This window comes from Bradyrhizobium sp. BTAi1 (genome assembly GCF_000015165.1).
Taxonomy (GTDB): Bacteria; Pseudomonadota; Alphaproteobacteria; order Rhizobiales; family Xanthobacteraceae; genus Bradyrhizobium; species Bradyrhizobium denitrificans.
Map to the genome: position 1 here is coordinate 2,936,454 of NC_009485.1, position 23,155 is coordinate 2,959,608.

Consider the following 23,155-nt stretch of genomic DNA (forward strand, 5'->3'; position numbering starts at 1 on the left):
TTGCCGCATTTAAACCGTAGGCCGGGAACGGTGACAATGCCGGGGAAGTCTGCGACAACCCGGTTCCGTCGGCATGGACGATGACAGAATGGGGCAGGGGACAGTGACGAACGGACCGGTTGTGATCGTGGGCGCGGGGCATGCGGGCTTCCAGCTCGCGACCTCGCTGCGTCAGGCAGGCTTTGCCGATCCGATTCATCTGATCAACGACGAGGCGCATCTGCCGTATCAGCGCCCACCGCTGTCCAAGGCCTATCTCAAGGGCACCGGCGGTCCCGAGACCCTGATGTTCCGGCCGCAGAAATTCTATGCCGACCAGACCATCGACCTGGTCCATGACCGCGTCGTTTCGGTGCAGCGCGACCAGCGCAAGGTGCTGCTCGCGTCGGGTAAGGCGCTCGGCTACGGGCACCTGGTGTTCGCCACGGGGGCGCGCAATCGCCTGCTCGACATCCCCAATGCCAATCTTCCCGCGGTGCGTTACCTGCGCATCCTCGACGACAGCGAGGCGCTGCGCGGTCTGCTCGGCGAGGCCAAGCGGGTGGTCGTCATCGGCGCCGGCTTCATCGGCCTCGAATTCGCGGCGACCGCGCGCATCAAGGGTCTCGAGGTCGATGTGCTCGAACTCGGGGCGCGGGTGATGGCGCGGGCCGTTACGGCCGAGATTTCCGACTATTTCCAGAAGCAGCATGCTGAAGCCGGCGTGCGCATCCATCTCGGCGTGCAGGCCACCAGCATCGAGGCCGACGGCAACAAGGTCACCGGCGTCAGCCTGAGCGACGGCCGGCATATTCCGGCCGATCTGGTTGTGGTCGGCGTCGGCGTGCTGCCGAATATTGAGCTCGCCGCTGACGCGGGACTGGCCGTCGCCTCGGGCATCGTGGTCGACGAGTACCTGCTGACCAGCGATCCGCACATCTCCGCGATCGGCGACTGTGCGCTGTTCGCCAGCCCGCGCTTTGGCGGCACCTTGCGGCTGGAGTCGGTGCAGAACGCGACCGATCATGCCCGCTGCGTCGCGGCGCGGCTGACGGGCGACGTCAAGCCGTATGACGGCCAGCCGTGGTTCTGGAGCGACCAAGGCAACGACAAGCTGCAGATCGCGGGGCTCACCACGGGCTATGACCAGGTCGTGCTGCGCGGGGATCCGGCGCAAAAGGCATTCTCCGCATTCTGCTACAAAGAGGGCCGGCTGGTCGGCATCGAATCCGTCAACCGCGCCGGCGATCACATGTTCGGCCGCAAGCTGCTCGCGGCAGGCGGCACGGTGGATGCAGCCAAGGCCGCCGATCCCAGCTTCGACCTGAAGAGCGCTCTCGTCTAGAGCAGCGCGCCGACCTCCTCTGCTGTCGGCATCGACGGCCCGGCGCCCATCCGCTGCACCGAGATCGAGGCCGCGATGTTGGCGTAGCCGATCGCATCGGCGATCGGCGCGCCCTGCGAGAGCCGCGCGGCCAGCGCGCCGACGAAACAGTCGCCGGCGCCGGTGGTGTCGACGGCCGTCACGGCGCGGCCCTCGACCAGCCTCGCTTTGCTGCCCGTGACGGCCACCGCGCCGCGCGCGCCGAGCGTCACGCAGACCGTCTGATCGTCGCGCGGGTCCAGCGCGCGAACCGCGTCGCTCACCTGCGGCAGCGTGGGTGTGTCGCCGAGCGCGATGCCGGTCAGGAAGCCGAGCTCGGTCTCGTTCAGCACGAGCACATCGATGAGTGCGAACAGCGCGCTGTCGAATGCACTTGCAGGGGCCGGATTGAGGATCGTGGTCGCGCCCGCCGCGCGTGCCTGCCGAAAGAAGGCGACGATCGTCGCTTGGGGAATCTCGAACTGGCTGACCGCCACGTCGCTTGCAGTCAACGCGACCTGCGCGACATCCTCAGGGGAGACCTCGGCATTGGCGCCCGGGATGACCACGATCGTGTTGTCGGCCTTCGCCAGCGTGATGAGCGCCGTGCCGGTCGCCGCGCCGGCGCTGTCCTTCACCGCGGTGAGATCGATGCCTTGGCTGGCGAGAAACGCGCGCAGTTGCTCGCCGAAGGCGTCACGGCCGAGCCGGCCGATCAGCGATGTCGGCGCGCCCAGCTTGGCGGCTGATACCGCCTGGTTGGCGCCCTTGCCGCCGGGAAAATACATCACCGAATGACCGGCGACGGTCTCACCGATGCGGGGATGCCGCTCGGCTGTCGCCACCACATCCATGTTGATGCTGCCGGCGACGACGACGCGCCCCATCGGTGTTCTCCCTTGTATCTGATCAGCCGCTAAACGCGGGCCTCGAATTCCTGCCTGACAAGATCGATGTCGGCGAGCGTCGGCAGGCCGGCCTCGTTGCCCAGCTTCTGGATCTTGAACGTCGAGGCCGCGCGGGCGAACTCGAAATGCTCCTTCCAGCCCTTCGCCGGATTGGCCAGATACGAATACACATAGGCGCCGTGGAACACGTCGCCGGCGCCGTTGGTATCGATGACGCGCTCGCGCGGAATCGGGTAGGCCGGCAACGTATGCACCGCGCCGACCTCATCATACCACAAGAGGCCCTTCTCGCCCTGGGTCACGCCGCCGATGCGGCAGCCGCGGCCTTTCAGATAATCGAGCATCTTTTCCGGCGTGAGATCCATCTGCTCGCACAGCCGCTCGGCCACGATCGCGACGTCGATATATTCCAGAAGCTCATGCGTGTTGGTGCGCAGGCCGCCGCCGTCGAGCGAGGTCAGAATACCGGCCTCGCGGCATAGCTTGGCGTAATGGATGGCTGCATCAGGCTGGTGACCATCGACATGCAGCGCCCGGCAATTGCCGAGATTGAGCAGCGGGAAAGGGTGGATGTGGGCATCGTCGCGGCAGCGCACGATGGCGCGCTTGCCGTCCTTCGGCATGATGAAGGACAGCGACGAGGCATTGACCTTCCGTGGATGTACGGAGATGCCGTATTTCGCCGTCATGTCCTGGAACATCCGCCCGAGCCAGTCATTCGCCACGGTGGCGATCAGGTCCGGAACGATCCCCAGCTTGGCGCAGCAAAATGCCGCAGTGACTGCATTGCCGCCGAACGACACGGCGTAGTCGGAGGCGACGTGCTTCTCGTCTCCGGTCGGCATGTGGTCGGTGATGAACGTAACGTCGATGTAGGTCTGTCCGATGAAAAGGGCCTGCATTGCCATTTCTGTCTCACTAAGGGGTGATCGCGGCCCCGGCGCCGCAGATTAGCAAGCGGTTAAGGCGGATCAACGCTGAAATTCTTCGTCAAATCGTCACCATGGTGGTTGAGATCACCTCCTTGCAACCGCCGGCCCCCTGCCACCGGCAGCCGGGTCGCGCTATGGTTGCCGACCTGCAGGAGCGCAGATTCGGGAGTGGAAGATGACTGTCTATGCGGGTCCGGTCTTCGAGATGGCCGCCAATCAGTTCAACGTGATCGCCGATCACCTTGGCATCCCAGCCGATGAGCGCGATCGCCTGCTGCTGCCGAAGCGCGCGATCACCGTCTCGTGTCCGATCCACAAGGACGATGGCACCATTGCCGTCTATGAGGGCTACCGCGTCCAGCATCTGTTGACCATGGGGCCGACCAAGGGCGGCACCCGCTTTGCCCCGACCGTCGACATCGGCGAGGTCGCGGCTCTCGCGATCTGGATGAGCTGGAAATGCGCGCTCGTCGGCCTGCCCTATGGCGGAGCCAAGGGCGGCGTGACCGTCGACCTGTCCAAGCTGTCGCGGCGCGAGCTCGAATCGCTGTCGCGCCGCTACATGCAGGAGATGATCCCCTTCGTCGGCCCGCACACCGACGTGATGGCGCCCGACATGGGCACCAATGAGCAGGTGATGGCCTGGTTCATGGATACATATTCGATGTACCAGGGCCAGACCGTGACCGAGATCGTCACCGGCAAGCCGGTGTTCTCCGGTGGCACGCTCGGCCGCCGCGAGGCGACCGGCCGTGGCGTTGCCCACGTCTCGCGCCGGGTGATGGATGTGCTGGGCATCGATCCCGCCAAGTCCACCGTGGTCGTGCAGGGCTTTGGCAATGTCGGCTCCTATGCCGCGCTCGGCTTCCACCAGATGGGCATGAAGGTGATTGCGGTTAGCGATCATACCGGGGCACTCCACGATGCCAGGGGCCTCGATATTCCCGCGCTGATGGCGCATGCGAGCAAGCACGGCAGCATCGCCGGCTTCTCCACCGAGCTTGCCTTCGATCCGAAGGAGATCCTGACACTCGCCTGCGACATCCTGGTGCCGGCGGCGGTCGAGCGGGTCATCGATGCCAAGGTGGCGGCGAACTTGAAATGCCGGGTCATCGCGGAAGCTGCCAATGGCCCGACCACGCCGGATGCCGACCTCGTGCTCGACCAGCGCCGCAAGGAGATCTTCCTCATTCCAGACATTCTCTGCAATTCCGGCGGCGTCATCGTCAGCTATTTCGAATGGGTGCAGGATCTGCAGCAGCTGTTCTGGGAAGAAGAAGAGGTGATGCGGCGCGAGTACCAGATCCTCGACCGCGCCTTCGAGCGGATGGTGACGCGGGCCAAGGCCGACGACATCTCGCACCGAACCGCGGCCATGGCGATCGGCGTCGAGAAGGTGCGCAACGCCAAGAACACGCGAGGGCTGTTTCCGTGATCACCGGCCTCGACCACGTCGTCGTCCTGCTCGAGGACATCCAGGCCGGCAGCGCCGCGTTCGAGACGCTGCTGGCGCGCAAGCCGTCCTGGCAGAACTCGGGCGAGGGCGCCGACCGCGTGCTGTTCACGCTCGACAATATGAGCCTGGAGCTGATGGCGCCGGCAGGGCAGAGCCCCGCCGCCGACCGTATCCGCAATGTCATCAAGATCTGGGGCGAGGGGCTCGCCAGCATTTGTTTCGCAACCGATGACATCGGCAAGATGCATCGGCGGCTGGAACGCGTGGCGCTGAAGCCGGAGCCGATCGCCGAGGTCGACAACACCGACCGTATCTCGGGCCAGACGCTGCACTGGAAACGCACGCGTGCGATGACCGATCTCACCCGCGGCGTGCGCATGTTCTTCCTTGAGCTTGCCGGGCCGCGGCCGATGTCGGAGAAGACCGCCGATTCTGCGGTGCTCGGTCTCGACCACATCGTGGTCTCGACCGAGGACCCCGAGCGGGCCGCCGCGCTCTACGGCGCGCGGCTCGGCCTCGACATGGCGCTCGACCGCAGCCATCAGGAATGGGGCCAGCTGATGTTCTTCCGCTGCGGCGACCTCATCGTCGAGGTCGTCAAGCGTCCGGTGGCCGGCAACGACAAGGCCAACGACAAGCTGTGGGGCCTGAGCTGGCGCGTGGCGGACATCGAAGCCACGAGGGCGCGCCTGCTCGCCGCCGGCCTGCAGGTCTCCGAGCCGCGCGCCGGCCGCAAGCCGGGCACGCGGGTGATGAGCCTCTACAGCGGCACCTGTGGCATCCACACGCTGATTTTGGAGAAGACGCCGCGCGCAGCGGAGTGATGGCTTCGAACGGCGATTGGCGCTGTCTTGCGCCGATGCCGCGAGGGCTGCAGGCAAAGATCTCGGCCTGTGCACAGCTATCTCCAGCTCGTCATGGCCGGGCTCGTCCCTGCCATCCACGTTGCACCGCACACGCCGGACGACGTGGATGCCCGGGCCTTCGCCGCGCCGAAGCGGCTTCGGCCGCGCAGGCAGGACAAGCCCGGGCATGACGAGACTCTCATTGGCAGTCTCGACGCCGCGCATGTGCGAGCCATGATATAGACTGAGGCGGTTTCAGCCTCTCGCCCAAGCCGATGATCTCTCCTGTTGTCGTCCCCTCGTCTGATCGGCGTCGCGTCTTCATGCTCGGCGCGACCGGAACCATTGGCCGCGCCACCGTGCGTGCGCTGGTCGCGCGCGGGCACGAGGTGGTTTGCTTCATTCGTCCGCACCGCGACGTGGTGGAGGTCCCGGGTGCTGCCCTTAGAATCGGCGACGTGACCGACCCCGTCTCGCTGGCGCGCGACGGCTTTCGCGGTGAGCCTTTCGACGCCGTGGTGTCCTGCATGGCGTCGCGGACCGGCGTGCCCGGGGATGCCCAGGCGATCGATGACCAGGCTCATGTGAATGTGCTGGACGCGGCATGCCGTGCAGGCATCACGCACTTCGTGCTGCTGTCCGCCATCTGTGTGCAGAAGCCGCTGCTGGCGTTCCAGCAGGCCAAGCTGGCGTTCGAGGCGCGGCTGATCGGGCAGGGGGAGAGGCTGACCTATTCGATCGTCCGCCCCACCGCGTTCTTCAAATCGCTGTCGGGGCAGGTGGCGCGGGTGAAGCAGGGCCGGCCTTACCTCGTGTTCGGCGACGGCCGTCTGACCGCGTGCAAGCCGATCAGCGACGCCGACCTCGGCGATTATCTGGCCGGATGCCTCGATGACGAGCGCCGCTGGAACAAGGTGCTGCCGATCGGCGGTCCCGGCCCGGCCATCACGCCGATCGAGCAGGCGGAGCATCTGTTCGCGCTGCTCGGACGCAAGCCGAACATCCGGCGCGTCCCGGTGGCGCTGTTGGACGTCATCATCGCAGGACTCGGCATCGCCGGGCGGATCGCGCCATCGCTCGCCGACAAGGCCGAGCTCGCCCGCATCGGTCGCTACTACGCCACCGAATCCATGTTGGTGCTCGACCCCGTCACCGGCCGCTACGACGCCGACGCCACGCCCTCGACCGGCTCGGAGACGCTGTTCGACTACTACACACAGCTGATCCGCGGCGAGGCCATGGCCGAGCGTGGCGATCATGCGGTGTTCTGAGCCTCGATCTCTCTCCCTGTCATTGCGAGGAGCGTAAGCGACGACGCAATCCAGAGTCGCGCGTGCAGCCCTGGATTGCGTCGCTTCGCTCGCAATGACGATGTGAGATTTGTGGTCACGGTGGTGAATCTCGCAATCATGGTGATGAGACATGAGTGCCCGATCTCGCGGCGCGCTGTCGCGTCCGAGCTTTGCTGCTGTCCTGCCCTCTCTTTGAAGAGGGCACGGGGAATGCCGGGCGCTGGCCGCACCCATGGCCCGCCTGCGGAAAAAAATGCAGGCGGCAGGTACCACAGGTTCAGCCGAGAGCAACCCGGCATTCCCCGCGCGATGGTTTTGACGGCTGCTTCGCGCTCTCCTCGGTGCGCCGGGCTTTCTGGCCACCGTTGCCCGCGCGGCGCGTGAGCGCCGACACAGGCGTGACACCAGCTTCGGGGTGCCAGGACCACGCGACTTGACCGTGCGCATCGCTGCCGTTCGTCCGCGCAAGGAGACCTCACGCGCAGCACCGACACGCCCACCGCATCCCGCACTCGACGTTCGTGACGACCGCGAAGCGCCCCTCTGGTGAGGCGGAACGGGGATATACAATCATGATTTCGTGTAAAACGAAAGCGAAAAATCTTGCGCAACGGAGCCGTATCGGGGCATCCGTTTGAGCCCGCTGGAGAAATACGTCTTTCAGTGCAGGCCGATGTGGCGGCAATCATCACGCGATCAGCGTGTGAGGGCAGCAGATCGCGCGGTCGATGTAGGCGATCTGCGTCTGGCGATTTGCCCGCCGGGCTGAGCAGGCAGGCATCGTTGAATGTGCCACTTTTACCTTTTTCCGACTGTCGGCTGAGAACTGCAGAACGGGTCAACCGAAAGGCCTTGAACGAAATTCGCAAAGCTGACGATGCATCGGCTCATAACGTGGCCAATCGGTCCGGGGGGGGCGGATCGCGCCGCGCCGCAACGTTTCGAAGGGTTGACGCCGCAGTTCTTCAGCTGCCGTCCGGCACCCGATCGACTAACAGCCGGTAAAGCTACGGCTGGAAAATTTAAGCGGTTAGTATCGTGATTCCCGTATTTGTGTGATGCTGGGGCTAAGTACGCGGCTGTTTCTCCCGTTCATATCCACGTGGATTGCGCCCATCCTCGTGGCAACGGGCATGTGACCGAACAAGGTCGATGCCCAATTCTGGAGAGATCATGTCGAGCGTGAGAGACCTGAAAATCAAGTACAAGGCAGGCGTTCTGGTCGCCATGGCGCTGGTCACTGGCGCCTTGATGTTCGTCGTGGCGGCGATCGGTCTCTCCAACATCAAGTCCTCACTCGATGAGCTTGTTCAGGCCACCAATGTTGAGCGCTATGCGTACGAAACGATCCTGCAAGAGAAGAACTATCTGCTGAATGCCAACGCATCGACCTCCAACAAGAAGCTTGCCGCGGAGGCATTCGAGACGGCCGAAAAAGACGTCGCCACCATCCTCAAGACGCTGGACAGCATTGACCGCACCGGGGGGCCTGCGATCGTTGAACGCTCGCGTTCTGCTCGCAAGGGCACGACCGCCTACGCGGAGCTGTATCGAAAGGGTGTCGCAGCCCTTGTCGAACTCGACAAGCTGACTGATCTGCTGGAGAAGAACGGCGAGACCGCGTCGCAGGTCGCCAAGGACTATATCCGCAGCGTAGGCGATGCTAAGAAAGCCGCCACGGCGAGCGATATTCTGGAATACACCTATCTCATCCGTGCCGACGAAAAGCGCTACATGTTGAACCAGCGGGCGGAGACGTTCGGCAAGATGAAGGCGAATTTTGCGTTCATGATGGAGCGTCTGGCGACGCTTGAAAAGACCGCCGAAGGCGACAAGGAATTGCAGGCGGTCAAGAAGTTCAGTGATGCCGCCAAGGGCTACGAGAAGGACGCCTATCAGTGGGTCGAACGCAGCGACCTGCTGTTCAAGGATATTCTTCCGAACATGAAGACGCTGGGTGACAATGTCATCAAGCTGGCTTTTGACGCCGCGCAGGAGACGTCGCAGTCGATGATTACCTCACGTCAGACCATTCTGATGTGGCTGGCGATCATCGGCGGCGGAATTTCGATCCTCGGCATCGTCCTTGGCGTCGTGGTGTCCAGTGCGATCACCAAGCCGGTCGCCGCGCTCACCGGCGCCATGTCGGCGCTTGCCAATGGGGACACGTCGGTCGCCATTCCCAGCATCGAGCAGAAGGAAGAGATCGGCACCATGGCGCGCGCGGTCCAGATCTTCAAGGACAGTGCGATCGCACGCATCGCTATGGAAGCGCGGGAAAAAGGCGACACGACCCGCCGCCAGGAGCGTCAGAACCGGATGGAGCAACTGACGTCGGAATTCGATGGCACAGTCGTGACCGTGCTCGAAAACCTCAAGCGCGGCGTCGGCGGGTTGCATGGATCGTCGCAGTCGATGTCGGGCACCGCGGAGGCCACCAGCGGGCAAAGTCAGGCTGCGGCGTCCGCGGCCGAGCAGGCCCGCACCAACGTGCAGTCCGTTGCGGCAGCCGGCAACGAATTGTCGTCGTCCATCCAGGAAATATCGCGCCAGGTCGCCCAGACGGCCTCCTTCGTGCAGGGCGCAACCGCAGAGGCGGAGGAGTGCAACACCAAGATCAACCGCCTTGCGGAGGCTGCCGACCGGATCGGTGAAATCGTCACCCTGATCAATGGCATCGCCTCGCAGACCAATCTGCTGGCGCTGAACGCTACCATCGAGGCGGCACGGGTCGGCGAGGCTGGACGCGGCTTCGCCGTGGTCGCAGCAGAGGTCAAGAACCTCGCGAGCCAGACCGCCAAGGCGACGGAGGAAATTTCGAGCCAGATCACGGCGATGCAGAGCGAAACCACGGATACAGTTGCGGCGATCCGCGGAATCACCGCCACCATCACGAAAGTGAACGAACTGACCGCTGCCGTAGCGAGCGCCGTGGAGGAGCAGGGGTCTGCGACAGCCGAGATTGCTCGCAACGTGGATCAGGCTGCGGGTGGTATTACGCTCGTGGCTGACAACATCACGGGGGTAACGTCCTCGGCAACCAAGACCGGCGCCATGGCGCAGGAAGTGTTTCAGGCTGCAAATACGCTGCAGACGGAGTCCGCGACGCTGGAAATGGCGGTGTCCGGTTTTCTCCGCGGTGTCCGGGCGCTCTGACCCGTGTCAAGCCATCAAAGCCCCCGGGGTGGGGTTCCTTGCCGCATCCCCGGGACGTCGGTGGTCTTGAAGTCAAGCCTCCATCGCCCGCAAGTCGTCTTTTGACGAGCGGAAGCGAGGCAATGACGCGCCTGCTCCTGATCTCGTTCGCACCAAAATAATCCGCCCTGCGGACTCAATTTTGCGAGCGCTCACGCGGCTCAGCGGCAGTCTCATCCGCCTCCGACGCCAATCCTGCACGGCACGCTCGCAAACCCTCGAAACCTCACCCGTCCACCCCGCACCGGCGCGCCGTCGAGCTGATAGTTCGGAAACCGCGCCAAAAACCGCGAGATCGCCACCGCGCCCTCCAGTCTCGCCAGCGCCATGCCCGCGCATTGATGTGCGCCGGTGCCGAAGGCGAGGTGGCGGTTGGCGAGGCGGCCGATGTCGAAGCGTTCGGGGTCCTCGAATTGCGCGGGATCGCGGTTGGCGGCGCCGATGCACAGCGTGACCGAGGTGCCGGCCTCCAGCTTCACGCCGCCGAGCTCGACCGGCTCGGTCGTCATGCGATTGCCGAGCTGGTTCGAGCTCTCATAGCGCAGGATCTCCTCGACGGCGGTGCGGATCAGGCTGGGAGCATCGATCAACCTTTGCCGCTCGGCAGGATGCTCGCAGAGCAGCACGAGGCCGTTGCCGATCAGGTTGGTCGTGGTTTCGTGGCCGGCATTGAGCAGGAAGATGCAGTTGTGCAACAGCTCCTTCTCGCTCAGGCGCTCGCCATCCGCTTCGCCCAGGATCAGCCGCGTCAGAACGTCGCGCTCGGGATTGCCAGGCGCCGCGCGGCGGCGCGCTACGAGGCCTTCGAGATAGGCGAGAAACGCCTTCACCGCCCGATTGCCGCGCGACAATTGCGCCTCCGACACCACCGGCTCCAGCGCGCCGAGAATGGCCAGCGACCAGTCGCGCAAGGGTCCGCGCTCTTCGTGCGGGACGCCGAGCAGATTGCCGATCACCTCGATGGGGATCGCCGCGGCGAAATCCTCGATCAACTCGCACCGGTCCTCGGCGGCGATCCGGTCCAGCAGTCCGTCGACCAGCGCGATCAGAGCGGGCTCCATCTCGGCGATCGCCCGCGGCGACAGCGCTCCCATGATCAGGCGGCGGACGCGCGTATGCGCCGGAGGATCGTTGAAGACGAGACTCGTGGTGTGATGCTCATACAGCAGCGATGCGCCGTATTTGGGCGCGAATTCGCGCGTCTTGTCCGAGGAGAACGTCTTCGTTGCCTTGTAGGCTGTGACCAGATCGTCGTAACGGGTGAGAACATAGGAGCCGTTGCGCAGGCGCTTGACCGGCGCATATTGCCGCAGCGCGCGATAGGTGGGGTAGGGATCGGCATAGAAGGCGGGCGTCAGGCTCTCCAGATCGAAATCGGCAGCGAGCGCAGCGGCGTCATTCATCGATGGTCCTCCCGGCCGGTTCTTGCTCTTGTCGCTGCGACCGTCGCACGGTCCGCCACAGAAGAAAACGCGCGGCGCGGGGTCTGCACAGCCGAGCTGGGTAGGCGTCGCAGGCCTTGCCGCACAACCGCCTTGATTGAAGGTATTTTATTGCCTTCGGTGGCGCCGAGATATGTCTCGAAATGTCAGGGACTTGGCCCAGGACTGCTGCTGCGTTGCGGCGTGTTTCTTGACATAGATCAAGTGAGTATTTACTCACGCGTAATGTCCACTCTGCGCATGACCAGCGACCTGCGGCGGCAGTTGATCCTTGGCGCGGCGAAGCGTTGCTTCGCGCGGCATGGTTATGTCGGCACCACGACGAAGAGCGTCGCCGCCGCTGCCGCGATCTCGGAAGCCTTGCTGTTCAAGCACTTCTCTTCGAAGGCTGCGCTCTATGCAGAGATCCTGGCCGAAGAGTGCGAGGCCGATCCCGATTTCGAGCTGCTGCTGGGACAGGAGCCTTCGACGGTCACGCTGGTCAAGCTGATGGCCGGCATGGTCCGGCACTTTCTCAGCACGGCCGACGGCGCCAATGAGGAAGAGGAACAGCGGCTGCGGCTGATGATCACCAGCCATCTCGACGATGGCGAATTCGCCAGGCTGCTTTATACGAAAATCGATGATCTGATCGGCGCGAAGTTCGTTGACTCCCTGGACAGCGCCGTGGCGTCAGGTGATGCCGTACGACTTGCGGCTGCACCGCGCGATCTATTCTGGTTCGCGCATCACACTGTGTTGACGGCGGCGTTGACGCGGCTTCCATCGACCCCGTGTCTATCCTATGGAACCGCGGCGAGCCTGGAGCGCCAGCTCAGTGAGTTCATTCTGCGCGGCATCGGACTGACCGACGCCGCGATTGCGTGCTATCTCGACCACGAATTGTCGCAACCTCCGGCCCGGCCGGCGACGGCAGAAAGTGCATGACATGAACATCGCGACGGAACCCAAGCTCTCTGGCAAGCCGATCGACGACAAGCCGCGCAAGCGCACCCGCCCGGTGCTCTGGTTCACCATCGTCGCCATCCTGCTCGCGGCGCTGGTCGGCGGCTTCGTGTGGTTCAACATGTTCCGCGACAAGATGATCGCGCAGTTCTTCGCGAACATGAAGCCGCCGCCGATCAATGTCAGCATGGCCACCGCGACCGCAGAGGTTGTGCCGAACCTCCTGACCGCCGTCGGCGATCTCGCCGCCGTGCATCAAGTCAACGTAACCTCGGATGCCTCGGGCCGCATCACCGACATCATGTTCACGCCGGGCACAACCGTGAAGCAGGGGACCCCGCTGGTGCAGCTTTATGATGCGCCGGAGCAGGGCGACCTCGCCAATTTCAAGGCCCAGGTGACCGTGGCGCAGCTGTCGCTCGATCGCGCCAAGCAGCTCGCCTCGCGCCAGTTCGGACCGCAGGCGACCGTCGATCAGGCCCAGGCCGCCTATGACCAGGCCCAGGCCGGCATCGCCAAGACCGAGGCGCTGATCGCGCAGAAGCTGGTGCGCGCGCCGTTCGATGGCGACCTCGGCGTCCGCAAGGTTGAGGTCGGCCAATATCTCAGCGCCGGCACCCAGATCGTGTCGCTGACCGATCTGTCGGAGCTGTGGGTCAACTTCACGGTGACCGAAAAGGACAGCGGTCAGTTGAAGGTCGGCCAGACCGTGCGCGTCGGCGTCGACGCCTATCCGGGCAAGGTGTTCGAGGGCAAGATCACCACCATCGAGCCGCAGATCGCGACCGACACGCGCAACATCCGGGTGCAGGCGACGATCGCGAATCCGGATCACATCCTCAAGCCCGGCATGTTCGCGACCACCACCGTGGTGCTGCCGGACAAGCCGCCGGTGCTGACGGTTCCGGAGACGGCGGTCGATTATACGCTCTATGGCGACTCGGTCTTCGTGATCAACGAGAAGAAGACCGACGACGGCAAGACCACGCTGACGGCCGATCGGACCTATGTGCAGACCGGCGACCGCATCAACGGTCGCGCCGTGATCCTGAAGGGGCTCAAGGAGGGTGACCGCGTGGTTGCCGTCGGCCAGCTCAAGATCCAGTCCGGTGCCGCGGTCGCGATCTCGACCGATCCGCCGCCGCCGGTGCCCGCCAAGCCGCCGCGCTATTGATCGAACCAAATGCCCGCCGAGGCCGCTGTGAAGCGGCCCGCGCGGGCATCATCTGCCTCCCGCTGACGAGATTGCCGCGATGCGTTTCACCGATATCTTCATCAAGCGGCCAGTGCTGTCGCTCGTGGTCAGCATGCTCATCCTGCTGCTCGGCCTGCGTGCCGCGTTCGAGCTGCCGATCCGGCAATATCCGAAGCTGTCGAACACGGTCGTGAACGTCACGACCGTCTATCCCGGCGCCTCCGCCGATCTGATCCAGGGCTTCATCACGACGCCGCTGGAGCAGGCGGTCGCGTCGGCCGAAGGCGTCGACTACATCACCTCGTCCTCGGTGCAGGGCACCAGCACGATCCAGGTCTTCATCAAGCTCAATTTCGATCCGAACCAGGCGCTCACCGAGGTGCTCGCCAAGGTGAACTCGGTCCGCTATCTGATCCCCAGGGAATCCAACGACCCGATCGTCACCAAGAGCACGGGGCAGACGACGTCGGTGATGTATCTCGGCTTCTCCAGCGAGGAGCTGTCGGGCTCGGCGATCTCGGACTATCTGACGCGCGTGGTGCAGCCGGTGCTGTCGACCGTCGACGGCGTCGCCGCGGCCAACATTCTCGGCGGCCAGACCTTCGCGATGCGGATCTGGCTCAACCCGGAAAAGATGGCCGGCCGTAACGTGTCGCCGGCCGATGTCGCCGCCGCGATCTCCGCCAACAACTTCCAATCCGCCGCCGGACAGGCGAAGGGCTACTTCATCGTCTCCAACGTCACGACCAATACCGGCCTGACCGACGTCAACCAGTTCAAGCGGATGATCGTCAAGGCCAAGGACGGCGGCTTCGTCCGCATGGAGGACATCGCCACCGTCGAGCTCGCGGCGCAGAGCACCGATGCCAGCGTCGCCTTCAACGGCGAGCGCGCCATCTTCATCGGCGTCGACGCGACGCCGCAGGGCAACCCGCTCAACATCGTCAAGGGCGTGCGTGCGCTGTTCCCCGATCTCGAGCGCAACCTGCCGCCGTCGATGAAGATGAAGGTGGCCTACGATTCCACCAAGTTCATCCAGTCGTCGATCGACGAGGTCGAGCACACGCTCGGCGAGGCCGTGCTCATCGTCATCGTCGTGATCTTCCTGTTCCTGGCCTCGCTGCGCTCGGTCATCATTCCCGTGGTGACGATCCCGCTGTCCTTGATCGGCGTCTGCACGATGATGCTGGCGCTCGGCTTCAGCATCAATCTGCTGACCTTGCTGGCCATGGTGCTGGCGATCGGTCTCGTGGTCGACGACGCCATCGTGGTGGTCGAGAACATCCACCGCCATCTGGAGGAGGGCAGGGCGCCCGTCCAGGCGGCGCTGCAGGGCGCGCGCGAGATCGTCGGCCCGGTCATCTCGATGACGATCACCTTGGCCGCAGTGTACGCGCCGATCGGCTTTCTCGGCGGCCTCACCGGCTCGCTGTTCCGCGAATTCGCCTTCACGCTCGCGGGCTCCGTCATCGTGTCGGGCGTCATCGCGCTGACCCTGTCGCCGATGATGTGCTCGGTGCTGCTGCGCAGCGCCGAGGAGGGCCGCTTCGCGCGGATCGTCAACCGCGTGTTCGGCGCGATGACCCGCTGGTACGGCCGGCAGCTCGACCGTTCGCTCGACTACCGGCCGGTGACGGCGCTGTTCGCGGTCACGATCCTCGGTCTCGTCGGCTTCCTCTATATGCACACGTCCAAGGAGCTGGCGCCGGAGGAGGATCAGGGCATCGTGTTCTCGATCACCAAGGCGCCGAAATACGCCAATATCGACTACATCAACTTCTACACCGACAAGCTCGACAAGGTGTTCCAGAAGTTCCCCGAGACCGATTTGCGCTTTGTGCTGAACGGCATCAACGGCCCGCAGGGCGGCTTCGCCGGCATGCTGCTGAAGCCGTGGGACGAGCGCACGCGCTCCTCGATCAAGCTGAAACCGCTGGTGCAGGCGGAGCTGTCCAAGATCGAGGGCATCAACGCCTTCGCCTTCAACCTGCCGGCGCTGCCGGGCGGCCCGGGCGGCCTGCCGGTGCAGATGGTGATCAGCTCGACCAGCGGCTTCCAGGCGGTCTATGAGCAGATGGCCAAGCTGAAGGACGCCGCGCGCAAGAGCGGCATCTTCATCGTCTCCGACAGCGATCTCGAATTCAACCAGCCCGTCGTCAAGGTCTGGATCAACCGCAGCAAGGCCTCCGATCTCGGCATCACCATGCAGTCGATCGGCAACACGCTGGCGGTGCTGCTCGGCGGCAACTACATCAACCGCTTCAATCTCGAAGGCCGCTCCTACCAGGTGATCCCGCAGGTGCCGCGCGACAAGCGGCTGTCGCCGGACTCGCTGTCGGGTTATTATGTGGCGACCGCCGCGGGCCAGCAGGTGCCGCTGTCGACGGTGGTCACCATCGAGACCGCGACCGATCCGAACTCGCTGACGCATTTCAACCAGCTCAACTCGGCGACCTTCTCGGCCGTGCCGATGCCGGGCGTCACCGTCGGCCAGGCGGTCGACTTCCTGGAGAAGCAGGCCAAGAACCTGCCGTCGGGCTTCAGCCACGATTACCTCGCCGACGCCCGTCAATACGTCCAGGAAGGCAATCAGCTCGCGATCACCTTCGGCTTCGCATTGATCATCATCTTCCTGGTGCTGGCGGCGCAGTTCGAGAGCCTGCGCGATCCGCTGGTGATCATGATCAGCGTGCCCATGGCGATCGTCGGCGCGCTGATCCCGCTGTTCTTCGGACTTGCGACGATGAACATCTACACCCAGGTCGGTCTGCTGACGCTGGTCGGACTGATCACCAAGCACGGCATCCTGATGGTGGAGTTCGCCAATGAGCTGCAGCTCAAGGAAGGCGTGGACCGCCGGACCGCGATCGAAACCTCCGCGCGCATCCGCCTGCGGCCGATCCTGATGACCACGGCGGCGATGGTCACCGGCCTGATCCCGCTGCTGACGGCGTCCGGCGCCGGCGCGGCCAGCCGGTTCTCGATCGGCCTCGTCGTCGTCGCCGGCATGTCGATTGGCACGCTGTTCACGCTGTTCGTGCTGCCGGCCGTCTACACCGTCATCGCCACCGATCACCAGGCCGCCGCCAAGTCGAAGCGCGCCCGCGAGATCGCCCAGTTCGACGCCGAGCCGGAGCATGCGCTGAAGGCGAGCTGAGACGGCGAGTCCTGGTTCCGCGACATCAACGGCGGCAGCCTCGGCAGCCGCCGTTTTGTTTTGGGGCAAAGAGGGCCGTCCTACTGCTCCTGCTGCGGGTCGAGCGCGTCGCGCAGGCCGTCACCCAGCAGGTTGAGCGACAGCACGACGAGGAAGATCGCAAGTCCCGGCCAGATCGCCATCCAGGGCGCGTTGGTAAGGAAGCGTTGGGCGGCGTTGAGCATGCTGCCCCAGGACGGCGCCGGCGGCTGCTGTCCGAGGCCGAGGAACGACAGCGCCGCCTCGGCGATGATGGCGGCGGCGACCGACAAGGTCGCCTGCACCAAGAGCGCCGGCATGATGTTCGGCAGGATGTGCCTGACCGCGATCTGCAGGTCGGTGTCGCCGACGCTGCGCGCGGCCTCGACATACTCCTCGACCTTGACGTTCAGCACCTCGCCGCGGGTCAGTCGGACGAAGATCGGGGTCGCGGAGATGCCGATCGCGATCATGGCGTTGCCGAGGCTCGGACCGAGGAACGCGGCCAGCGCGATCGCCAGGATCAGGAACGGGCAGGCCAGCATCGCGTCGGTGATGCGGCTGATCAGGGCGTCGACGAAGCCGCCGCGGTAGCCTGCGATCATGCCGATCGGCACGCCGATCGACAGCGCGATGACGACCGAGATGGCGCCGGCGAGCAGCGAGGCGCGCGCGCCGTAGAGGACGCGGGCCAGGACGTCGCGGCCGAGATCGTCGGTGCCGAACCAATGCGCCGCCGACGGCGCCTTGCGGACCAGCGTCCAGCTCGTCTTGAGGGGATCGTAGGGCGCCACCAGCGGCGCTGCTACGGCGAGCAGGATGAAGGCTGCGATCAGGCCGAGCCCGACCATGGCCCCCTTGCGCTTGACGAGCTGGCGCCAGGCGCGCTGCATTGGCCGTTCGAGCGGGGCGAGGGCGCGGGCGCCTTGCGGTGCTGACAGCATCGTCTCGGCCATCTCAGCTCCTCAGCCGCGGGTTGACGAGGACGTAGGCGAGATCGGCAATCAGGTTCAGCATGATGTAGACGGTGGCGGTGACCAGCACGACGCCCTGCACGACGGCGTAGTCGCGATTGAACACGGCATCGACGATCAGCTTGCCGAAGCCGGGGATCGAGAAGATCTGTTCGGTCAGCACGGCGCCGGACAGCAGCGTGCCGAGCTCGAGCGCCCCCAGCGTGATCACCGGCGTCAAGGCATTGCGCAGCGCGTGACGCAGGATGACCTGGCGCTCGGAGATGCCCTTGGCGCGCGCGGTGCGGATGTAGTCGCTGCCCAGGACCTGCAGCATCGCGCTGCGGGTGTGACGCATCAGGATCGCGGCGATGGCATTGCCGAGCACGAAGGCTGGCATGATGGTGGCGGCGAGGCTGGCGCGCCAGTCCTCGGCCAGCGGGACATAGCCGGAGGCGGGCAGCCAGCCGAGCTGGATCGAGAACACGAAGATCAGCATGATGCCGAGCCAGAAATTCGGCGTCGAGATGCCCCACAGCGCAAACAGGTTGGCGGCATAGTCCCACGCGGTCCCGCGCTTTACCGCGGAGATGATGCCGGCAGGAATGCCGATCAGGAACGCGATCACGATCGCCATCGATGCGAGCTGCAGCGTCACCGGCAGCTTCTGCAGGATGAGGTCGCGCACCGGCATCTTGATGCGCAGCGACTCGCCGAAATCGCCTGAGAGCACGCCCTTGATCCAGTAGCCATATTGGACGGGCAGCGGCTGATCCAGGCGATATTGCTTGCGGATCTGCTCGATCACAGCCGGATCGCGCTCCTCGCCGGCCATCACGAGGGCAGGATCGCCGGGCAGCAATTGCTGCAGCGAGAAAATCAGGATCGAGACGAAGATCAGCGTCGGGATGATCTGGGCGAGGCGGCGGGCGAGGAAGGTCAACATGATGCGCTCGCCTGTCTGCAGGTCGTCATGGCCGGGCCTGTCCCGGCCATCCACGTCGTTCGGCACGCTGGGAACGACGCGGATGCCCGGGACGTGCCCGGGCATGACGGAGTCACTAATCGCCAGGATCTTTGGTCGTGACGGCTCTGCATCTTTTTGTGCAAGCGAGGTCGGAATGCGTGGCACTCCCCACCCCAGCCCTCCCCCACAAGGGGGGAGGGAGCAGAGCGAGCTTGCCGCGCCGGTTGCGCGTTCGAACGAACAGGAGCCGCCCGACCGCTCACTTCAGCTTCAGTCCGACCACGCGCAGCAGGCCGTCCGGCATCGGCTTGAAGCCTTCGAGCCTGGTGGTCTGCGCGAACAGGAACTTGCGGTGATAGAGGTAGAGGATCGGCTCATCCGCCTGCTGCTCGCGCACCAAGGTCTCGTAAATCGCCTTGCGCTTGGCCATGTCGGACACGAGCCGCGCATCCTCAAGCGCCTTGTCGGCCGCGGCATTGCTCCAGGCGCTGTAGTTCAGCGCCGCGCCTGAATGCAGGTGGTTGAACGCGTTGCCGTCGGGATCGCTGCGGCCGCTCCATTCGAGCATGAAGGCCTGGTACTCGCCGGCTTCCGCCTGCTTCAGCGAGGTCGCGAACTCGGTGATGCGGATCTTCAGATCGAAACCAGCCTCGGCGGCCATCGCCTGCAGCACCTGGGCCGCAGCCTCGCTCTCGCTCTCCTTCGACACCATGAAGTCGACCGCGACCGGCGGCGTCACGCCGGCTTCCTTCAGCAGCGCCTTGGCCTTCTCGACGTCGCGGCCGCGCACCGGGAAGGCGGTCTGGTAGTACGGATTCTCGGGATTGACGAACTGGTTGCCGGGCTTGAACTCGCCGTTGAAGATCACCTGGTTGAGTGCCTCGCGGTCGATCGCCAAGTCCAGCGCCTGGCGGACCTTGGCGGACTGACTCAGCGCCCCCTTGGATTTGTCCTTGCCGATGTTGATTGTGAGGCCGCGATAGCCGAGGCTGGTTGCGGTCGACAGCTTCAGCCGCTTGTCGCTCGTGACATCCTTGATGTCGGTGGCGAGCAGCCGTTCGATCATGTCGAGGCTGCCGGATTTCAGATTGGCCAGCCGCACCGTGGCGTCGACGATCGGCTGATAGACGATCTTGTCGATGAAGACGTTGTCCTTGTTCCAGTAGTCGGCGAACTTCTCGAACACGATGCGGTCCTGCTGGACGCGCTCGACGAACTTGTAGGGGCCGGCGCAGACCGGGCGCAGGCCGAACTTGTCGCCGGCCTCCTTGGCCGCCTTCGGCGACACCATCATCCCGGCTCGGTCGGTGAGCTGGGCGAGCAGCGGCGAGAACGGCGTCTTCAGCACCAGCTTGATCGTCAGGGGATCGACCACCTCGACATGATCGAGCGAGGCGATCTCGGGCTTGCGGAACGAGCCGGGCATGCTGAGGTGGCGGTCGAGCGAGAATTTTGCCGCCTCGGCATCGAACGGCTCGCCGTCGTGAAATTTCACGCCGGGGCGGAGCTTGATCGTGACGTCCTTGCCGTCGGCGGAGGTCTCGTGCGACAGCGCCAGCTGCGGCACGATGTTCAGCTTCTCGTCGATGTCGAACAGCTTGTCGCAGACAGCGGCGAAGACGATGCGGCCGACATAGGTCCGCGCCATGGTCGGATCGAGAATGTCGGCATCCTCGGCGAGCCCGATGCGCAACGTGGTCTGTGCCTGCGCGGTCGCCCCGCACGAGGCCATGACAACAGCCGCGGTTGCGGCCAAGCACCAGTTCCTCATCATCCGATTACCCCTCGGCCATGCCGCCTGCGTTGTTGCACCATTCATACCAACCCCGGTGATGCGCCGTCCTTCCGGCCGCTCATGTCTGGTTCGCGAGCGCAGCCGCGATGCCGGCGTCGATCGTCGCGCGATCGGTGATGCCGGCTGGATTCTCGCGCGTCGGCATGAACTGCCGGAACACCGCCCAATGCTTGCGGCTCACGCTCTCCAGCCGTTCGAGCTCGGCGAGCGGATCGGCATGGTCATCGACGCGCAGATCGAGCTCGGCCCATTCCTCTTTGCCGTGGATGACGAGCGCCGCCGATTGTCTGCCGCGCTTGTCGCCGCCGGCGGCCTCGCCAGCCTGCATCGCCGCGATCAGGCGCCGGGCGAAGGGGAGAGTGCTGTTCGCGAGAAAGGCGTTCGCGGTCTCGTTCAGCACCTGCGGACCAGCCAGCATGTTGCCCGCGATCGAGAAGCCCTGGCCTTCGAGATGGCCACACCAGTCGATGCAGTCGTGGCCCGTGTGGGCGGCGATCTGGCCGTTGCGGTCGAGGATGTGGACTTGCCGGCTCTCGCGGCCGGGATCGGCCGCCGTCAGCAACTGCACGATCTCGCGCGGATGCCGGCCGTCGCGCAGCAGCGTCGCGCCGTCGATGCCGTAGTACGGATTGACCAGCGCCTGCGTGGCGATGCCGCCGTGGCCCGCGACGATGAACGGAACGCGCGCGCCGACGGCGAAGAAGCGCGTGGCGACGGCGATGCCGATCTGGCCGGTTGTGTCGTCCTTGGCAATGATCGACCAGGTCATCGGCGTCTCGCTGTCATCGTCCGGCGGCGTAGCCCTGCATGCCACGCGGATTGGCGGCGGCGCGACGGCGTCGGCTGACACGCGAGGCCGCGGTGAGGCGGCCCTCCGACCAGTCGGGCCCTACCTCGACGACATGGCCGCGGCGGCGCAGCTCCTCGACGGTCGTCTTGGGGACGCGGTTCTCGACCACGAGCACGCCGGGCCGCGCGGTGCGTGGCCAGAACGAGATCGGGAAATGCTCGGAGTGCCAGGCCGGCGCGTCGATCGCTTCCTGCAGGTTCATGCCGGCATGAACGTGGCGCAGGAAGAACTGCGTGTTCCACTGGTCCTGCTGGTCGCCGCCGGGCGAGCCCCAGGCGACGTAGGGCTCGCCATCGCGCAGCGCCATGGTCGGCGACAGCGTGGTGCGCGGCCGCTTGCCCGGAACCAGCGCGGCCGGATGATCCTCCTCGAGCCAGAACATCTGCGCGCGCGTGCCGAGGCAGAAACCGAGCTCGGGGATCACGGGCGAGGATTGCAGCCAGCCGCCGGACGGGGTCGCTGAGATCATGTTGCCGTCGCGGTCGATAATGTCGAAATGCACGGTGTCGCCGCGCACCTCGCCGAAGCGGCCCACGGTGGGTTCGCCCGAGCCCATTGCACCGACGGCCTCGCGATGGCCCTGCGCCTCGCGCAACTGCACCTTGGCGCCGTAGCCGTCGAGCTTGCCAGGGCGCAGCTCCAGCGACGCCTTCTCGGTGATCAGCTTGCGCCGCTCGTCATTGTACGCATCCGACAGCAGCGTCTGGATCGGGATGTCGGCGAAGTTCGGATCGCCGTAGAACGCCTCGCGATCGGCGAACGCCAGCTTGGCGGCTTCGATCTGCCAATGGATGAAATCGGGACCGGTCGGGTCGAGACCGTCGAGCGCGAAGCCCTTGAGCAGCGCGAGCTGCTGCAGCAGCACCGGGCCCTGGCTCCAGACGCCGGCCTTGCAAACGGTGTAGCGGCCGTACTCATAGGTCAGTGGCGCCTCGATGCTCGGCTGCCAGCGCGCCATGTCGTCGGCGGTCAGCACGCCCTTATGGCGCGTGCCCGAGACGTCCATGACCTCCTGCGTCCGGCAGAAGCGGTCGATCGCCTCGGCGACGAAGCCCTGCGACCACGCCTTGCGCGCCCGCTCGATCTGCGCGTCGCGGTCGCCGCCCGCGCTCTCGCCTTCGCTGAGGATGCGCGCATAGGTCTCGGCGAGCTGCGGATTGGTGAACAGCGTGCCTGGCTTCGGTACCTCGCCATGGGGCAGATAGAGCGCTGCTGAAGTCGGCCAATGTGTCTTGAACAGCTGCTCGACGGTCTGGATGGTCGCCGAGACGCGCTCGACCAGCGGATAGCCGTCGCGCGCGTAACCAATCGCCGGCTCCAGCACGTCGCGCAGCCGCATCGTGCCGTAGTCGCGCAACAGCAGCATCCAGGACTCGAAGGTGCCGGGCACGCAGGCCGCCAGCAGCCCGGTGCCGGGCACCATGTCGAGGCCTTCGCGCTTGTAGTGCGCGATGGTGGCGCCTGCTGGCGCCGGGCCCTGACCGCAGATCACCTCGGTGCGTCCGCGCTTCACGTCGTGCAGGATGATCGGCACGTCGCCGCCGGGTCCGTTGAGATGCGGCTCGACGACCTGCAGGGTGAAGGCCGCAGCAACGCCGGCGTCGAAGGCATTGCCGCCGCGCTCCAGCATCGCCATGCCCACCGCAGTGGCGAGCCAATGCGTGGAGGTGACGACGCCGAAGGTGCCGTCGATCTCGGGGCGGGTCGTGAAGGGATCGGGATTGATGAAGCTCATGGGGCCCTTTCTTTCTATCCTAAACATTCACCGTCATTGCGAGCGAAGCGAAGCAATCCAGGATTTCGGCGGGACTCTGGATTGCTTCGTCGCTTCGCTCCTCGCAATGACGACCCCATTTACATCTG

The 23,155-nt window shown here is 65.1% G+C and carries 16 protein-coding genes; 8 read left to right on the plus strand and 8 right to left on the minus strand.

Annotation, left to right across the window (positions count from 1 at the left end):
- The first annotated feature begins 88 nt into the window (after positions 1–88).
- Positions 89–1,324 carry an NAD(P)/FAD-dependent oxidoreductase gene (locus BBTA_RS13210; protein ID WP_012042986.1) on the plus strand — a complete coding sequence of 412 codons (1,236 nt, stop codon included), beginning with the start codon at positions 89–91 and terminating at the stop codon, positions 1,322–1,324.
- On the opposite strand, the gene rbsK is transcribed toward BBTA_RS13210, so the two are convergent.
- Together rbsK and BBTA_RS13220 are read right to left on the minus strand one after the other, a co-directional pair.
- On the minus strand, positions 1,321–2,229 hold the full coding sequence (gene rbsK, locus BBTA_RS13215; RefSeq protein ID WP_012042987.1) for a ribokinase: 909 nt from the start codon (positions 2,227–2,229) through the stop codon (positions 1,321–1,323). The genes BBTA_RS13210 and rbsK overlap by 4 nt on opposite strands.
- A gap of 29 nt (positions 2,230–2,258) precedes the next feature.
- Complete coding sequence (locus tag BBTA_RS13220) at positions 2,259–3,152, minus strand: sugar kinase (protein WP_041750613.1); 894 nt, start codon at positions 3,150–3,152, stop codon at positions 2,259–2,261.
- Positions 3,153–3,357: 205 nt separating this feature from the next.
- Between BBTA_RS13220 and BBTA_RS13225 the strand changes: the two genes are divergently transcribed.
- The 4 genes from BBTA_RS13225 (at position 3,358) to BBTA_RS38150 (ending at position 9,931) form a co-directional block, all read left to right on the plus strand.
- The gene (locus BBTA_RS13225) at positions 3,358–4,617 is read left to right on the plus strand and encodes a Glu/Leu/Phe/Val dehydrogenase (RefSeq protein ID WP_012042989.1); all 1,260 of its coding nucleotides are present in this window, start codon (positions 3,358–3,360) and stop codon (positions 4,615–4,617) included.
- On the plus strand, positions 4,614–5,462 hold the full coding sequence (locus BBTA_RS13230; RefSeq protein ID WP_012042990.1) for a VOC family protein: 849 nt from the start codon (positions 4,614–4,616) through the stop codon (positions 5,460–5,462). Before BBTA_RS13225 ends, BBTA_RS13230 begins: the two co-directional genes overlap by 4 nt.
- Before the next feature lie 344 nt (positions 5,463–5,806).
- The gene (locus tag BBTA_RS13240) at positions 5,807–6,754 is read left to right on the plus strand and encodes an NAD(P)H-binding protein (protein WP_012042991.1); all 948 of its coding nucleotides are present in this window, start codon (positions 5,807–5,809) and stop codon (positions 6,752–6,754) included.
- Positions 6,755–8,035: 1,281 nt separating this feature from the next.
- Positions 8,036–9,931, plus strand: a complete 1,896-nt coding sequence (locus BBTA_RS38150) for a methyl-accepting chemotaxis protein (RefSeq protein WP_168167891.1) — start codon at positions 8,036–8,038, stop codon at positions 9,929–9,931.
- Positions 9,932–10,143: 212 nt separating this feature from the next.
- Here BBTA_RS38150 and BBTA_RS13250 read toward each other — a convergent pair whose 3' ends face one another.
- Entirely contained in the window at positions 10,144–11,373 is a 1,230-nt protein-coding gene (locus BBTA_RS13250; RefSeq protein ID WP_012042993.1) for a cytochrome P450, read from the minus strand.
- 279 nt (positions 11,374–11,652) lie between these two features.
- Here BBTA_RS13250 and BBTA_RS13255 point away from each other — a divergent pair, with 279 nt between their 5' ends.
- The 3 genes from BBTA_RS13255 to BBTA_RS13265 all read left to right on the plus strand — a co-directional run bounded on the left by BBTA_RS13255 (position 11,653) and on the right by BBTA_RS13265 (position 16,709).
- Entirely contained in the window at positions 11,653–12,339 is a 687-nt protein-coding gene (locus tag BBTA_RS13255; protein WP_041751425.1) for a TetR/AcrR family transcriptional regulator, read from the plus strand.
- 1 nt (position 12,340) lies between these two features.
- Positions 12,341–13,531 carry an efflux RND transporter periplasmic adaptor subunit gene (locus BBTA_RS13260; protein WP_012042995.1) on the plus strand — a complete coding sequence of 397 codons (1,191 nt, stop codon included), beginning with the start codon at positions 12,341–12,343 and terminating at the stop codon, positions 13,529–13,531.
- 79 nt (positions 13,532–13,610) lie between these two features.
- Complete coding sequence (locus tag BBTA_RS13265; RefSeq protein WP_012042996.1) at positions 13,611–16,709, plus strand: MexW/MexI family multidrug efflux RND transporter permease subunit; 3,099 nt, start codon at positions 13,611–13,613, stop codon at positions 16,707–16,709.
- Between the two features lie 80 nt (positions 16,710–16,789).
- On the opposite strand, the gene BBTA_RS13270 is transcribed toward BBTA_RS13265, so the two are convergent.
- The 5 genes from BBTA_RS13270 to BBTA_RS13290 all read right to left on the minus strand — a co-directional run bounded on the left by BBTA_RS13270 (position 16,790) and on the right by BBTA_RS13290 (position 23,027).
- Entirely contained in the window at positions 16,790–17,620 is an 831-nt protein-coding gene (locus BBTA_RS13270; protein ID WP_012042997.1) for an ABC transporter permease, read from the minus strand.
- 64 nt (positions 17,621–17,684) lie between these two features.
- Positions 17,685–18,626 (minus strand): ABC transporter permease, encoded by a 942-nt coding sequence (locus BBTA_RS13275; protein ID WP_012042998.1) that lies wholly within the window; start codon positions 18,624–18,626, stop codon positions 17,685–17,687.
- Positions 18,627–18,906: 280 nt separating this feature from the next.
- On the minus strand, positions 18,907–20,379 hold the full coding sequence (locus tag BBTA_RS13280) for an ABC transporter substrate-binding protein (RefSeq protein ID WP_012042999.1): 1,473 nt from the start codon (positions 20,377–20,379) through the stop codon (positions 18,907–18,909).
- Positions 20,380–20,500: 121 nt separating this feature from the next.
- On the minus strand, positions 20,501–21,211 hold the full coding sequence (locus BBTA_RS13285; protein ID WP_012043000.1) for a DUF1028 domain-containing protein: 711 nt from the start codon (positions 21,209–21,211) through the stop codon (positions 20,501–20,503).
- 13 nt (positions 21,212–21,224) lie between these two features.
- Positions 21,225–23,027, minus strand: a complete 1,803-nt coding sequence (locus BBTA_RS13290; RefSeq protein WP_012043001.1) for a gamma-glutamyltransferase family protein — start codon at positions 23,025–23,027, stop codon at positions 21,225–21,227.
- Positions 23,028–23,155: the final 128 nt, after the last annotated feature.

Excerpts from the sequence above, each read along its gene's own strand:
- BBTA_RS13270 (WP_012042997.1), bottom strand. The coding sequence starts at position 17,620 with ATGCAGCGCGCCTGGCGCCAGCTCGTCAAGCGCAAGGGGGCCATGGTC.
- BBTA_RS13260 (WP_012042995.1), top strand. The coding sequence starts at position 12,341 with ATGAACATCGCGACGGAACCCAAGCTCTCTGGCAAGCCGATCGACGAC.
- BBTA_RS13285 (WP_012043000.1), bottom strand. The coding sequence starts at position 21,211 with ATGACCTGGTCGATCATTGCCAAGGACGACACAACCGGCCAGATCGGC.
- BBTA_RS13220 (WP_041750613.1), bottom strand. The coding sequence starts at position 3,152 with ATGCAGGCCCTTTTCATCGGACAGACCTACATCGACGTTACGTTCATC.
- BBTA_RS13240 (WP_012042991.1), top strand. The coding sequence starts at position 5,807 with ATGCTCGGCGCGACCGGAACCATTGGCCGCGCCACCGTGCGTGCGCTG.
- BBTA_RS13275 (WP_012042998.1), bottom strand. The coding sequence starts at position 18,626 with ATGTTGACCTTCCTCGCCCGCCGCCTCGCCCAGATCATCCCGACGCTG.
- BBTA_RS13210 (WP_012042986.1), top strand. The coding sequence starts at position 89 with ATGGGGCAGGGGACAGTGACGAACGGACCGGTTGTGATCGTGGGCGCG.
- BBTA_RS13250 (WP_012042993.1), bottom strand. The coding sequence starts at position 11,373 with ATGAATGACGCCGCTGCGCTCGCTGCCGATTTCGATCTGGAGAGCCTG.
- BBTA_RS13290 (WP_012043001.1), bottom strand. The coding sequence starts at position 23,027 with ATGAGCTTCATCAATCCCGATCCCTTCACGACCCGCCCCGAGATCGAC.
- BBTA_RS13265 (WP_012042996.1), top strand. The coding sequence starts at position 13,611 with ATGCGTTTCACCGATATCTTCATCAAGCGGCCAGTGCTGTCGCTCGTG.
- BBTA_RS13280 (WP_012042999.1), bottom strand. The coding sequence starts at position 20,379 with ATGGCCTCGTGCGGGGCGACCGCGCAGGCACAGACCACGTTGCGCATC.
- BBTA_RS13225 (WP_012042989.1), top strand. The coding sequence starts at position 3,358 with ATGACTGTCTATGCGGGTCCGGTCTTCGAGATGGCCGCCAATCAGTTC.
- BBTA_RS13255 (WP_041751425.1), top strand. The coding sequence starts at position 11,653 with ATGACCAGCGACCTGCGGCGGCAGTTGATCCTTGGCGCGGCGAAGCGT.
- rbsK (WP_012042987.1), bottom strand. The coding sequence starts at position 2,229 with ATGGGGCGCGTCGTCGTCGCCGGCAGCATCAACATGGATGTGGTGGCG.